The 14,282-nt window shown below is 57.5% G+C and carries 6 protein-coding genes, 2 tRNA genes and 3 rRNA genes; 3 read left to right on the forward strand and 8 right to left on the reverse strand.

Annotated elements, in window-relative coordinates:
* Positions 1–245: 245 nt before the first annotated feature.
* The 3 genes from mksB (at position 246) to mksF (ending at position 5,137) form a co-directional block, all read left to right on the forward strand.
* Complete coding sequence (gene mksB / locus D3879_RS20880) at positions 246–1,487, forward strand: Mks condensin complex protein MksB (protein WP_119956141.1); 1,242 nt, start codon at positions 246–248, stop codon at positions 1,485–1,487.
* Between the two features lie 117 nt (positions 1,488–1,604).
* Positions 1,605–2,324, forward strand: a complete 720-nt coding sequence (mksE, locus tag D3879_RS20885; RefSeq protein ID WP_119956142.1) for an Mks condensin complex protein MksE — start codon at positions 1,605–1,607, stop codon at positions 2,322–2,324.
* A complete protein-coding gene (gene mksF, locus D3879_RS20890; protein WP_119956143.1) occupies positions 2,321–5,137 on the forward strand; it encodes an Mks condensin complex protein MksF in 2,817 nt (938 codons plus the stop codon). Before mksE ends, mksF begins: the two co-directional genes overlap by 4 nt.
* Positions 5,138–5,291: 154 nt before the next feature.
* On the opposite strand, the gene D3879_RS20895 is transcribed toward mksF, so the two are convergent.
* The 8 genes from D3879_RS20895 to D3879_RS20930 all read right to left on the reverse strand — a co-directional run bounded on the left by D3879_RS20895 (position 5,292) and on the right by D3879_RS20930 (position 14,210).
* Entirely contained in the window at positions 5,292–7,592 is a 2,301-nt protein-coding gene (locus D3879_RS20895) for a PqiB family protein (RefSeq protein WP_119956144.1), read from the reverse strand.
* Positions 7,585–8,208: a paraquat-inducible protein A gene (locus tag D3879_RS20900; protein WP_119956145.1), complete on the reverse strand. Its 624-nt coding sequence runs from the start codon at positions 8,206–8,208 to the stop codon at positions 7,585–7,587. Before D3879_RS20900 ends, D3879_RS20895 begins: the two co-directional genes overlap by 8 nt.
* Positions 8,195–8,854 (reverse strand): paraquat-inducible protein A, encoded by a 660-nt coding sequence (locus D3879_RS20905; RefSeq protein ID WP_119956146.1) that lies wholly within the window; start codon positions 8,852–8,854, stop codon positions 8,195–8,197. The genes D3879_RS20900 and D3879_RS20905 overlap by 14 nt, the downstream gene beginning before the upstream one ends.
* Positions 8,855–9,041: 187 nt before the next feature.
* Positions 9,042–9,157: ribosomal RNA gene (gene rrf / locus D3879_RS20910) — 5S ribosomal RNA — on the reverse strand.
* Between the two features lie 135 nt (positions 9,158–9,292).
* Positions 9,293–12,182: ribosomal RNA gene (locus D3879_RS20915) — 23S ribosomal RNA — on the reverse strand.
* Between the two features lie 241 nt (positions 12,183–12,423).
* Positions 12,424–12,499, reverse strand: a tRNA-Ala gene (locus D3879_RS20920).
* A 30-nt stretch (positions 12,500–12,529) separates the two neighbouring features.
* Positions 12,530–12,606, reverse strand: a tRNA-Ile gene (locus D3879_RS20925).
* A 65-nt stretch (positions 12,607–12,671) separates the two neighbouring features.
* A 16S ribosomal RNA gene (locus D3879_RS20930) occupies positions 12,672–14,210 on the reverse strand.
* Together the 16S, 23S and 5S rRNA genes with 2 tRNA genes alongside form the textbook arrangement of a ribosomal RNA operon.
* Between the last annotated feature and the right edge of the window lie 72 nt (positions 14,211–14,282).

Genomic DNA, 14,282 nt, shown 5'->3' on the forward strand with positions numbered 1-14,282 from the left:
CTCTAAATCCGGTTTGTTTTCTCCATCGCAGAAAACATGCCAAGCGATTCAGTCACTTGAATCAGCGCAGTAACGTGCTCAAGTTCACCTGAAAGCCGCTTAGCAAGTCGCAAACTGCCGCGTTTGGTCACATTGACACCGCAACCTCTTCAGAACCTGAATGGCGTCCTTTGATCAGTTGAGAATGAATCGACCCAAGGCTCATGCAGTACAATCGCGACTTTTGCGAAAAAGCCTAGATTCCGATGATCGAACCCAAGCGCGTATTGCGTGCCCTCGCCGAACACTGGACGTTGCTTGAGCCGCTGTGCGAGCGCTTCGACCAAGGCACCATGAGCCTGATCGAGTTGCGCGGCCAACTCGGCGTGCAACTACCGGAAAGCATCCCGGCAGATATCACCAGCCTGCTCGACACCTGGATTCGCCTGGACATCCTGGTGCCGGTGGCGAAAAGCCCGAACCGTTTCGAACTGAACGCGCAGATCCACGACTTCCTCGCCTACCTGCGGCGTGAACACCGCCTGGGTTTGTGCCTGGAAATCGAAGCCTACCTGCGCCATCTGGAGCGCTTGGCCGGTTATATCCAGGATGCCTTCGAGATCCGCGACGCCAACGACCTGGCCCGCCAGCTGCGCCTGCTGGATATGCGCGTGCGCGACGTGCTGAAGAAGCTGGCCAACGACGAACAGGCACTGGTCGGCGTGGCCGAGCGGGCCAAGACCAGCGACCGGCAGATCCCGCTGCGCCAGCGTTATGCCGAAGTGCTGGCGACCTGGGACGAGTACGTCGAACCGATGATCCAACTGGTCAACGCCGACGGCGCCTTCGAGCAAGGCGTGCGGCGGGTCGAGCATGTGTTGCTGAAACTGCTCGGTGACCAGCAGCGCTTGGGGCAACTGGTCGATGACGACCTGCTGCTGCGCACCCACGCGCGCATCCTGGAAATGCAGACCACCGCCCAACTGACCCTACGCCGCGCCCGCGAACTGCTGTTGCCACTACGCGAGGAAGCACGGCGGCACAACGCCGTCACCCGTGGCGCTGCCCTGGCCCTGGCGGCGATCCGCCGTAAAGGTCTGGATGGCGTACCGCAGGCCGCGTTGCCGCTGTTTACCCGGCCACAAAGTACCTTCCTCGGCAGTGCCAGCCAGGTCGAAGCCTATGTCTACGCCCTGGCTCGCTTCGAGCCGAAACCGACACAGTTTCCGAAAGCCTCTGGCACCCGCAAAGGCGAACCGCCACAGGCGCCACGCACCGCCCGGGAAATGCTCGAACGCTGCCAGCACGCCCTGCCGCTGCCGGACCTCATGATCTGGCTGCTGGAGCAAGAACCGGAAGGCGCGACCGATGAGTTGCTCTACTGGTTCTCGCGACTGTCGCGCGACAGCCGCTTCCAACGCGAGCGCCTGCAGCGCCGCGACTACCTCACCGCCGAGCACCAGGTCAGCCTGTGCTCCTTCGCCCTGGTGGCCTCGAATCATGCGTAGGCTGGGTAGAGCCAACAGGGCGAAACCCAGCTGTTTCGCTATAGAGTGCTGGGTTTCGCTGCGCTCTACCCAGCCTATGGGCCGCCCCGTTCAAATTTCTTTTGAAGAATGCACAGCATGAATATTGATCTCTCCGAACTGAGCCAACTGGCGCCGATCTTCCGCGAGCTGTTCAAGGGCTACCATGTCAGCCGCCGCGACGCCGAGCTCTACAGCCAGTTGTCGAACCTGCAGGACCAATACCGCGCGCTGTTCAAGGCCCTTGGCTTCGAGCTGGTCTGCGACAGCCGCGGCTTCTACTACTTCGTCCCCGAACAGATGGGCGCGCAGGTCAACAAAACGGCCCAGCGCCTGGCGTTGTTCACCTTCATTCTGGTCGAACACCTCGCCGATCAGGGCCGCGATCCGCTGGCCGTACTGGATGGCGGCAGCCTCGGTCGCGATGAACTACCGCCGCTGCTGGAGAAATACCGCGACCTGTTCCTCCAGGCCGAAGTGCAGACCCAGGAAGAGTTGGAAGAAAAAGTCATGCGCCGCATGACGCAGCTGGGTTTTGCCGGCGAGGAAAATGGCATCTATCGCTTCCTGCCGCCGATGCACCGTTTCCTCGACGTTTGCCTGTCCGTGCAGCAAGACCGCGACCTCGCCGCCAGCCTGCACAGCGTGCTGCCACTGCCGACCCCGGTGTTGCTGGATGACGACAGTGGCGACGAAATTATGCTGATCGAAACAGACGCGGCCGAAACCGCTGCCCCCGGCGCCGTCTACGAGTCAGAAGAGCAGGCCCTGGCCCGAGCCATGGCCGAAGAGCGCGCCCTCCAGGAGGTTGAAGCATGAGCCAGGAACGCTACGGCATCCGCCGCTTCGCCCTGCTGAATACCGCGGGTTACAGCCTCGGGCTGTTCCCGCTGGAACAACCGTTGTCGGTGTATGGCGCCAACAACCTGGGCAAAAGCGCCTCGATCAACGCCCTGCAATTCCCAATTCTGGCGCGCATGTCGGATATGAGCTTCGGCAAATACAGCCTGGAGCAGTCACGCAAGTTCTACTTCGCCAGCGACACCAGCTACATCCTGGTGGAAGTCGCCCTGCCCCATGGGCCGCATGTGATCGGCGTGGCCGGGCGCGGCCCGGGTGGCGGTTTCGGCCACCAGTTCTTTGCCTATGCCGGCGAACTGGAGCTGGCGCACTACCAGAAAAACGGCACCTGCCTACGCCAACGCGAGCTGTTCGCCAACCTCGAACGGGAAAACATCAAAGCTTACGAGCTGAAACCGGAAGAGCTGCGGCGCCTACTGGTCGGCGGGCATACCTCGATTCCACTGGACCTGACCCTGATCCCGCTGCGCTCCACCAGCGAGCAGAGCCTGAAGACCTTCCGCGCGCTGTTCATCAACCTGCTGCACATGCGCGAGATCACCGCAGCCAAGCTCAAGCAGCTGTTCCTCGATGCCTTCGAACACAGCCTGCGCTCCGGTAGCGTCGATTACATCGCCGCCTGCGAAGAAGCCTTCCGCGATGTCCGGCGGATGGAGCAGGACTACCAGTCGCTGGTCGCCGCCGGGCCGCTGGTCGAGGCCTTGGCCGCCGGCGTAGCCCAGCGCGAACTGCTACGCGGCAAGCTGCACCGCATCTCGCCGCTGCTCGATTCATTGCTCGGCACCTGGCAGGACTATGCCGGCGCTCGCCGCGAGGAGCTGTTGATCCAGGCCGAACACTACCGCGCCGAACAGGATGGCCTGCAGCACGAACAACGCGGCGGCACTCAGGAGCTAATGCGTCTGGAGCGCGAAATCAGCGAGATCCAGCGCTGGCTCGGCGAGCTGTCAGTGCTGAAAAACCGCTTCGCCCTGGTGGAAAGTCCGCAGGTGCTGGAACAGCAACTGCTGGCCGCTAAGGACGCCCACGACGAACTGGCCGGCGCCCTGGCGCAATCCCGGCAGTTCTCCGCCGAAGACCTCGATGAACGCCTGCGCGACCTGGAAAAACGTCTGAAGTCGGTGAAACAGCAGCTCGAACACGCCGACAACAACAGCTACGCCCGCCTGCGCGAAGAATTCACCCAGCAGGATGTGGAGCGCCTGATGCGCCTGTTCAACGGCGCGCTGTTCAGCCTGCCGCTCGGCGAACACGGAATTACCCTGGACGACAACAGCGCCTGGGTGAAATCCCTCGAAGCGGTGCTGGATGGCTTCAAGGGTGAGCGCTTCGAAGTGCCTGGGCTGTCCATCGACCTCTCGCACATCGAGCCACCTGCCTTGCAAGCATTGGCCGATCGGGCTGCGCTGCGCGACCAGAAAGAGCGTCTGGAAAAAGAGCTGAAACAACTGAAGACTCAACAAGCCGTCGCCGCCGACCGCGCTGCCAGCAAAGCCCAGACCGAAACGCTGTATCAGCAGGTGTTGGACGCGCAGAAAGCCCTGGAAGACTTCCGCCGCAGCCAGACCCTGACGGTCGAGGAGCCGGCTAAGCTCGAACAGCTAGCCCAGCTGGAAGCCGCGCAGGACGAACTCAAGCGCTCCAGTGATGCCTTCACCGAACGCGTCCAGCAGATTTCCGCCAAGCTGCAACTGGTCGGTCGACAACTGGCCGACCTGGAAGCCAAGGAGCGCACCCTGGAAGACTCCCTGCGCCGCCGTCAGTTGCTACCGGCAGATCTGCCATTCGGCACGCCATTCATGGAACCGGTCGACGACTCGCTGGATAACCTGCTGCCGCTGCTCAACGATTATCAGGATGCCTGGCAAAGCCTGCAGCGCATCGACGGTCAGATCGATGCGCTGTACGCGCAGATCCGCCTCAAGGGCGTGGCCAAGTTCGATAGCGAGGACGATGTCGAACGCCGCCTGCACCTGCTTATCAACGCCTACGCGCATCGCCAGGACGAAGCACTGACCCTCGGCAAGGCGCGCCGCGCCGCAGTCACCGATATCGCCCGGACCCTGCGCAATATCCGCAGCGACTACGACAACCTGGAACACCAGTTGGCGTTGTTCAACCGCGAAATCAACCGCCGCCAGGTCTCCAACCTGGAAAGCTTTCGCATCGTCCTCGCGCCGAACAAGGACGCCCTCAAGCACATCGACCAGATCATCCACAGTGCCGGCCAGTACGAGGAAGGCGAAACGCTCTCGGTGTTCGACCTCAATCAGTCGGCCGATCAGGATGTGAAGAACGAAGAAGCCAAGGAATACCTAGCTCGGCTAGTGGCGGCCAACAACAACCAGTTGGGCTTGAAGGACCTGTTCGAACTGGCCTTCGAGATCACCAAAGTCGGCGGCCAGCCGGTGGTGCACACCGATATCGACGGTGCCGCCTCCAACGGCACGACCATGACCATCAAGGCGCTAACCAACATGTACCTGTTGCTGCACCTGATGGATCGCGAGCAGGCAGGGCGGATTCGCTTACCCTATTACCTCGACGAAGCCGCGGATATCGATGAGCGCAACCAGCAGGCACTGATCGAAACCAGCCTGCAACTGGGCTTCGTGCCGATCCTCGCCAGCGTCAAACCGCAAGTTTGCGCCCATGTGGCGATTGACCTGGAAGGCGGTAGCGGGCCGAACGGCATCTATATCGATGAGGCCGACTGGAAATATATCCGGCGCCATGAGATCAAGCACGAGCAGGTCGCCGAACCGGCCTAAGCCCATGACGCGGTAGAGAGGCCGGCGACCACACTTTCTCACCGAGAAAATCTCGCGGTCTCCCCCCAAACCACTTAATGCAACAGCACTAGTTACGAAAACGCCAAGGGCCGCTGATTGCGGCCCTTGGCGTTTAAGGAGCGGTCACTTGGGCTTACTTGCCCAGCGCTATCTTCGGTGCCCACTTCAACCACTCTTCATTCGCCTCATCGAAGAGTGCGAAGGTTTGCTCCGGCTTCGCCTGGCTGCCCATCTGCTCACCCTCCGGGGTAGCGAAGGCGACACCGCCCTCGATCAGCGTCTCCAGGGACTCGGTGCGCACCTTCACGCCCTTGAACAGCCCGGCGTCCACCCCTATGCCACTGGAGTTCCAGAAGCGGCTGCCGGTGCGAACCAGCGCGGCGTAGCGCGGCTCGATCAGGATGTGGATCAACACCCGATCCGCTGTCGCCCCTAACTCGAAGCCAGTCACCTTGCCGACCGTAACCTCGCGGTAGGTCACCGGTACACCCGGTTTGATCGAGCCACGGCGTGGCGCGCTGAGAACCAGTCGCAGTCCGCTGTCACGCGCCGAGGCTGTCGGCGGCTGCTCCAGAGCGATAAAGCGGGTTTGCGGCGCACCGGCCTTGGCGGCTGGTTGCACTTGCAGGTATTGGCCACTGACCAGGGTTTCCAGATTTGCCGTACGCACCAAGCCGAGCTCCGGTTTGACCACCCAGAACTGCGTGCCTGCGCGCGCCACCCGCTCGGCGCCATCGGTAATGCGCGCATTCAGCAACACCGCCTGCAGGTCATCGGTCAGCTCGACGGTTTCCACCTTGCCTATATCCAAGCCTTTGTAGCGGATCGGCGCGCCCGGACGCAGGCCATCGCCGCTGTCGACGCGAATCTGCACGCTAACGCCCTGCTGCAGCGCGCTCTCCCGGTCAGGATGCAGACTGAAGCGTTGCACCCGCTTAGTGACCACGGCCTTGGGATCAGGGGTCTCGAAAGTAATGCCGCCAGCCAGCAGGCTCTGTAGCGATTCGCTTTTTACCGTGATGCCGGACAGCCCGCCCGTCAGGGTGATGCCGCTGGCATTCCAGAAACGCGTCGAGCTGTTCACCAGATTGGTGTACTCCGGCTCGATGTGCACACCCAAGGCCACCTGCTTGCGATCACGTGAGAGCTGGTAGCTCTGCACCGAGCCGACCTTGATCTGCTTGTAGAGAACCGGGCTGCCGACTTCCAGCGAGCCAAGGGTATCGCTGACCAGCACCAGGTGCAGCCCCGCTGCGCTCAGATCCAGCGGCGGTGCCTTGGCCCGCGCGGTGAACTCCCGTGCAGGCGCTGCGCCCTTGTCGCCGGGGCGCACGGCGATGTAGTTGCCTTTGACCAGCGCTTCCAGCCCAGTGATTCCAGCCAATGAGATGGAGGGCTTGACCAGCCAGAACTCAGTGCCCTCGACCAGATAATCTTCCGTACGCGGATCGAGCGCTAGTTCCGCCGAGGCGCTGCTCAGATCGTCATTGACCGCAAGGGCCTTCAGGGTGCCTACCTGAGTACCCTTGTACATCACTGGCGTGCGGCCGGCCTGCAAGCCCTCGAAATCCGTTAGTTTGACCTGCACCTTGATGCCCACTTGCGCGGCATCGAAGTCTTCGTAAAGGCGGAACGGTAGAGTCGGGTCGGTCGGAGGGCTGTCCTTGCGGTGCTCCGGCGTGGCAAAGGCGATCCCTCCCGCAACGACACTGGCCAACGACTCACTGTGCACTTTGACGCCAGACAGATCGGCGTTGACGGTAATCCCGCTGGCGTTCCAGAAGCGCGTATGTTTGCGCACCAATGGCGCATACAGCGGTTCGATAAACACCTTGACTTCGACGGTGCTCTGATCCGCTGCGAGGACATAGCTCTTTACCCGACCAACCTGGATCTGCTTGTAGAACACAGGGCTGTCGCGGTTCAGCGAGCCCAGGCGATCGGCCTTCAGGACCAGATGCAATCCGGGCTCGGTGTCGGAAAGCGGCGGTGGTTCCGTGAGAGCCGTGTATTTTCGAGTCGGCTCGCCATCGCCTGGGCTGGCAGCGATATAGTTACCTGACACCAGGGTTTCCAGACCGGTAACACCGGCCAGGGTCACGCTCGGTTTGATCAGCCAGAAGCGCGTGTTACTGCGCAAATACTGCCCGACCTCCTTGTTCATCTCGACCGTAGCGATCACCCCACGCTTCTCTCCGCTTTCATCCAGCGCCAGGGCCTTGACCTTGCCGACTGGCATGCCCTTGAAGATCACCTCGGTCTTGCCGGCCTGAATGCCATCGCCGGTGGCGAAAATAATTTGAATATCGATCCCGGCCTGATCATAGGCGCGCCATGCCAGCCAGCCTCCTATCAGCAAGGCAATCAATGGCAAGACCCAGATCGCCGACCAGTTGGAGGCCGGTCGGGTTTTCGCCGTTGGCAGGTCATTCATTGTCATCATCCGATTCCGTGTTATCCCAGATCAAGCGGGGGTCGAAAGTGAGGGCAGCCAGCATGGTCAACACCACCACACTGGCAAAAGCCGCAGCACCATGGCCCGGCTCAATAGTGGCCAAGTTTCCAAAATTCACCAACGCCACCAAGATCGCGATGACAAAGACGTCCAGCATCGACCAACGGCCAATCCATTCGATAAAGCGGTACATGAGAATACGCTGGCGCGGCGACATCGGCAGGTGCCGTTGTACCGAATAGAGCAGTAAGGAAATTCCCACCAGCTTGAAGGTCGGCACCAGAATGCTCGCGACGAAGACCACCGCGGCGATAGGGAACATGTCCGCCTGGATCAGCTCGATCACCCCCTCCATGATGGTCGAGGGCTCGCCCTTGCCGAGGAAGTTGATCGTCATGATCGGTAGCAGATTGGCCGGGATGTACAGAATCGCGGAAGTAACTAGTAGCGCCCACGTCCGTACCAGACTGTTTGGCCGACGCGCATGCACCAAGCCACCACAGCGGGTGCAAAACTGCTTGTCGCAATGCTGCTCTTGCTTATTTAGCTGATGGCATTCCGGGCAAATCAAGATGCCCGCATCAATGGCCCGCATGGGCGTCCTCTCCCGACAAAGCTTCCCATATCTGGTGCGGCGACATGGTCACCTCCAGCCAGACCTGCAGCAAAAGTAAGCCAATAAAACATGCCAAGCCGAATCCCAGACTCAGATCTGCCAGGCCGATCAGTTTGACGATCGACACTAGGGTTCCCATCAGGTACACCTCGAGCATTCCCCACTCCCGCAGATGCTGGTAGATACGATAAAGCAGCAAGCCATAACTACGCCCGATACCCCAACGAATGCTAAGCAGTACGGCAAGCTGACACAGCAGCTTTAACAGAGGGACCCCCATGCTGCAGAGAAACACCACCACCGCGATGCCTTGCATGCCGGTGCCATACAGCCCCAGCACACCACTCCAAACCGTGTCCTGAGAGCTCTGCCCGAGCAGATTGAGCTGCATGATCGGTAGGAAATTCGCCGGGACATAGAGCAGTAAAGCCGCGGTGACTAGAGCTAGACTGCGTCGCACCACCTGATGGCGATGCCTATACAACTCATACCCACAGCGCGGGCATTCAGCGCTCTCGCCACTCTGCAACTGCGGCTTAAGCATCAGCAGGTCGCATTCGTGGCAGGCCACCATAGTTTCCAAGGGCAATTCAGACAATCCATGGGAATCGGCCGGATCAGGCATAAACGAAGGCTCTGGGCGGTTTCCGCCTATTTTAGACGAGTGGGCTTTAAATCTGTCTATTTTGCCGTTCACAGCAAAACACATAGCACAACGGCACTACAGACAATGCAGCGACCTTCCAGTAATTTTCCGGCGCACAAAGACAAACCCCCCACTCGCTTGCGCGACTGGGGGGTTTGGAATTTAAGCTTGACGATGACCTACTCTCACATGGGGAGACCCCACACTACCATCGGCGATGCGTCGTTTCACTACTGAGTTCGGGATGGGATCAGGTGGTTCCAACGCTCTATGGTCGTCAAGCAATTCGGCTGGAGTGTCGCTGACGCGCTACTCCTAATTGGGTCTGTGATAGACAGTCTTGCGCGAGTTTGACGAACTTTCGGTCTCGTCTTCACACTCATCAATTCGCCGTTAAGCAAATTGCTTGGGTGTTATATGGTCAAGCCTCACGGGCAATTAGTATGGGTTAGCTCAACGCCTCACAGCGCTTACACACCCCACCTATCAACGTCGTAGTCTTCGACGGCCCTTTAGGGAACTCAAGGTTCCAGTGAGATCTCATCTTGAGGCTAGTTTCCCGCTTAGATGCTTTCAGCGGTTATCTATTCCGAACATAGCTACCCGGCGATGCCACTGGCGTGACAACCGGAACACCAGAGGTTCGTCCACTCCGGTCCTCTCGTACTAGGAGCAGCCCCTCTCAAATCTCAAACGTCCACGGCAGATAGGGACCGAACTGTCTCACGACGTTCTAAACCCAGCTCGCGTACCACTTTAAATGGCGAACAGCCATACCCTTGGGACCGGCTTCAGCCCCAGGATGTGATGAGCCGACATCGAGGTGCCAAACACCGCCGTCGATATGAACTCTTGGGCGGTATCAGCCTGTTATCCCCGGAGTACCTTTTATCCGTTGAGCGATGGCCCTTCCATACAGAACCACCGGATCACTAAGACCTACTTTCGTACCTGCTCGACGTGTCTGTCTCGCAGTCAAGCGCGCTTTTGCCTTTATACTCTACGACCGATTTCCGACCGGTCTGAGCGCACCTTCGTACTCCTCCGTTACTCTTTAGGAGGAGACCGCCCCAGTCAAACTACCCACCATACACTGTCCTCGATCCGGATAACGGACCTGAGTTAGAACCTCAAAGTTGCCAGGGTGGTATTTCAAGATTGGCTCCACGCAAACTGGCGTTCACGCTTCAAAGCCTCCCACCTATCCTACACAAGCAAATTCAAAGTCCAGTGCAAAGCTATAGTAAAGGTTCACGGGGTCTTTCCGTCTAGCCGCGGATACACTGCATCTTCACAGCGATTTCAATTTCACTGAGTCTCGGGTGGAGACAGCGCCGCCATCGTTACGCCATTCGTGCAGGTCGGAACTTACCCGACAAGGAATTTCGCTACCTTAGGACCGTTATAGTTACGGCCGCCGTTTACCGGGGCTTCGATCAAGAGCTTCGCGTTAGCTAACCCCATCAATTAACCTTCCGGCACCGGGCAGGCGTCACACCCTATACGTCCACTTTCGTGTTTGCAGAGTGCTGTGTTTTTAATAAACAGTCGCAGCGGCCTGGTATCTTCGACCGGCATGGGCTTACCGAGTAAATCGTTCACCCTCACCGGCGCACCTTCTCCCGAAGTTACGGTGCCATTTTGCCTAGTTCCTTCACCCGAGTTCTCTCAAGCGCCTTGGTATTCTCTACCCAACCACCTGTGTCGGTTTGGGGTACGGTTCCTAGTTATCTGAAGCTTAGAGGCTTTTCTTGGAAGCATGGCATCAACCACTTCGCGCTCTAATGAGCACTCGTCATCAGTTCTCAGCCTTAGGCGCCCGGATTTACCTAAGCACCCAGCCTACAACCTTAAACTTGGACAACCAACGCCAAGCTGGCCTAGCCTTCTCCGTCCCCCCATCGCAATAACTAGAAGTACAGGAATATTAACCTGTTTTCCATCGACTACGCTTTTCAGCCTCGCCTTAGGGACCGACTAACCCTGCGTCGATTAACGTTGCGCAGGAAACCTTGGTCTTTCGGCGTGGGTGTTTTTCACACCCATTGTCGTTACTCATGTCAGCATTCGCACTTCTGATACCTCCAGCAAGCTTCTCAACTCACCTTCACAGGCTTACAGAACGCTCCTCTACCGCATCACCTAAGTGATACCCGTAGCTTCGGTGTATGGTTTGAGCCCCGTTACATCTTCCGCGCAGGCCGACTCGACTAGTGAGCTATTACGCTTTCTTTAAAGGGTGGCTGCTTCTAAGCCAACCTCCTAGCTGTCTAAGCCTTCCCACATCGTTTCCCACTTAACCATAACTTTGGGACCTTAGCTGACGGTCTGGGTTGTTTCCCTTTTCACGACGGACGTTAGCACCCGCCGTGTGTCTCCCGTGCTCGCACTTGCTGGTATTCGGAGTTTGCATCGGTTTGGTAAGTCGGGATGACCCCCTAGCCGAAACAGTGCTCTACCCCCAGCAGTGATACACGAGGCGCTACCTAAATAGCTTTCGAGGAGAACCAGCTATCTCCGAGCTTGATTAGCCTTTCACTCCGATCCACAGGTCATCCGCTAACTTTTCAACGGTAGTCGGTTCGGTCCTCCAGTTAGTGTTACCCAACCTTCAACCTGCCCATGGATAGATCGCCCGGTTTCGGGTCTATTCCCAGCGACTAAACGCCCTATTAAGACTCGCTTTCGCTACGCCTCCCCTATTCGGTTAAGCTCGCCACTGAAAATAAGTCGCTGACCCATTATACAAAAGGTACGCAGTCACCCAACAAAGTGGGCTCCCACTGCTTGTACGCATACGGTTTCAGGATCTATTTCACTCCCCTCTCCGGGGTTCTTTTCGCCTTTCCCTCACGGTACTAGTTCACTATCGGTCAGTCAGTAGTATTTAGCCTTGGAGGATGGTCCCCCCATATTCAGACAAAGTTTCTCGTGCTCCGTCCTACTCGATTTCACTTCTAAGATCTTTTCGCGTACAGGGCTATCACCCACTATGGCCGCACTTTCCAGAGCGTTCCGCTAAAATCAAAGAAGCTTAAGGGCTAGTCCCCGTTCGCTCGCCACTACTAAGGGAATCTCGGTTGATTTCTTTTCCTCCGGGTACTTAGATGTTTCAGTTCCCCGGGTTCGCTTCTTACACCTATGTATTCAGTGCAAGATACCTAACTTATGTTAGGTGGGTTCCCCCATTCAGATATCTCCGGATCACAGTCTGTTTGCCGACTCCCCGAAGCTTTTCGCAGGCTACCACGTCTTTCATCGCCTCTGACTGCCAAGGCATCCACCGTATGCGCTTCTTCACTTGACCATATAACCCCAAGCAATCTGGTTATACTATGAAGACGACATTCGCCGAAAATTCGCAATTAAACTCGCAAATTTTACCTTAGCCTGATCACACCCCAGTGAAAAGGGTGACCAGTCTATTCTTTCTATCACATACCCAAATTTTTAAAGAACGATTGTTACTTACTAGTCAAAGACCAGAAGTCAATATTCAACCAGGTCACCCCAGGAATATTCAATTCTGAACTCTCGCGGCGTCTGTATGGTGGAGCCAAGCGGGATCGAACCGCTGACCTCCTGCGTGCAAGGCAGGCGCTCTCCCAGCTGAGCTATGGCCCCATATTCGTACAAGGCCAACCCCACAACAATTGGTGGGTCTGGGCAGATTCGAACTGCCGACCTCACCCTTATCAGGGGTGCGCTCTAACCAACTGAGCTACAGACCCAATCGTCTTTCGCAATGAATCAAGCAATTCGTGTGGGAGCTTATAAGGAAGCTGATGTCGTCGATTAAGGAGGTGATCCAGCCGCAGGTTCCCCTACGGCTACCTTGTTACGACTTCACCCCAGTCATGAATCACACCGTGGTAACCGTCCCCCTTGCGGTTAGACTAGCTACTTCTGGTGCAACCCACTCCCATGGTGTGACGGGCGGTGTGTACAAGGCCCGGGAACGTATTCACCGTGACATTCTGATTCACGATTACTAGCGATTCCGACTTCACGCAGTCGAGTTGCAGACTGCGATCCGGACTACGATCGGTTTTATGGGATTAGCTCCACCTCGCGGCTTGGCAACCCTTTGTACCGACCATTGTAGCACGTGTGTAGCCCTGGCCGTAAGGGCCATGATGACTTGACGTCATCCCCACCTTCCTCCGGTTTGTCACCGGCAGTCTCCTTAGAGTGCCCACCATAACGTGCTGGTAACTAAGGACAAGGGTTGCGCTCGTTACGGGACTTAACCCAACATCTCACGACACGAGCTGACGACAGCCATGCAGCACCTGTGTTCGAGTTCCCGAAGGCACATCCGCATCTCTGCAGACTTCTCGACATGTCAAGGCCAGGTAAGGTTCTTCGCGTTGCTTCGAATTAAACCACATGCTCCACCGCTTGTGCGGGCCCCCGTCAATTCATTTGAGTTTTAACCTTGCGGCCGTACTCCCCAGGCGGTCGACTTAATGCGTTAGCTGCGCCACTAAGATCTCAAGGATCCCAACGGCTAGTCGACATCGTTTACGGCGTGGACTACCAGGGTATCTAATCCTGTTTGCTCCCCACGCTTTCGCACCTCAGTGTCAGTATCAGTCCAGGTGGTCGCCTTCGCCACTGGTGTTCCTTCCTATATCTACGCATTTCACCGCTACACAGGAAATTCCACCACCCTCTACCATACTCTAGCTCGGCAGTTTTGGATGCAGTTCCCAGGTTGAGCCCGGGGATTTCACATCCAACTTACCGAACCACCTACGCGCGCTTTACGCCCAGTAATTCCGATTAACGCTTGCACCCTCTGTATTACCGCGGCTGCTGGCACAGAGTTAGCCGGTGCTTATTCTGTCGGTAACGTCAAAACACTAACGTATTAGGTTAATGCCCTTCCTCCCAACTTAAAGTGCTTTACAATCCGAAGACCTTCTTCACACACGCGGCATGGCTGGATCAGGCTTTCGCCCATTGTCCAATATTCCCCACTGCTGCCTCCCGTAGGAGTCTGGACCGTGTCTCAGTTCCAGTGTGACTGATCATCCTCTCAGACCAGTTACGGATCGTCGCCTTGGTAGGCCTTTACCCTACCAACTAGCTAATCCGACCTAGGCTCATCTAATAGCGTGAGGTCCGAAGATCCCCCACTTTCTCCCGTAGGACGTATGCGGTATTAGCGTCCGTTTCCGAACGTTATCCCCCACTACTAGGCAGATTCCTAGGCATTACTCACCCGTCCGCCGCTCGCCACCAGGTACAAGTACCCGTGCTGCCGCTCGACTTGCATGTGTTAGGCCTGCCGCCAGCGTTCAATCTGAGCCATGATCAAACTCTTCAGTTCAAACATCTTTGGGTTTTGAGAAAACCCTAAACTTGGCTCAGCAATCGCAAATAAACTCTTTGAATTCACGAA

The sequence above is a fragment of the Pseudomonas cavernicola genome, from assembly GCF_003596405.1.
In the GTDB taxonomy this organism is placed as follows: Bacteria; Pseudomonadota; Gammaproteobacteria; order Pseudomonadales; family Pseudomonadaceae; genus Aquipseudomonas; species Aquipseudomonas cavernicola.

Excerpts from the sequence above, each read along its gene's own strand:
- mksB (WP_119956141.1), top strand. The coding sequence starts at position 246 with ATGATCGAACCCAAGCGCGTATTGCGTGCCCTCGCCGAACACTGGACG.
- mksE (WP_119956142.1), top strand. The coding sequence starts at position 1,605 with ATGAATATTGATCTCTCCGAACTGAGCCAACTGGCGCCGATCTTCCGC.
- mksF (WP_119956143.1), top strand. The coding sequence starts at position 2,321 with ATGAGCCAGGAACGCTACGGCATCCGCCGCTTCGCCCTGCTGAATACC.
- D3879_RS20895 (WP_119956144.1), bottom strand. The coding sequence starts at position 7,592 with ATGAATGACCTGCCAACGGCGAAAACCCGACCGGCCTCCAACTGGTCG.
- D3879_RS20900 (WP_119956145.1), bottom strand. The coding sequence starts at position 8,208 with ATGCGGGCCATTGATGCGGGCATCTTGATTTGCCCGGAATGCCATCAG.
- D3879_RS20905 (WP_119956146.1), bottom strand. The coding sequence starts at position 8,854 with ATGCCTGATCCGGCCGATTCCCATGGATTGTCTGAATTGCCCTTGGAA.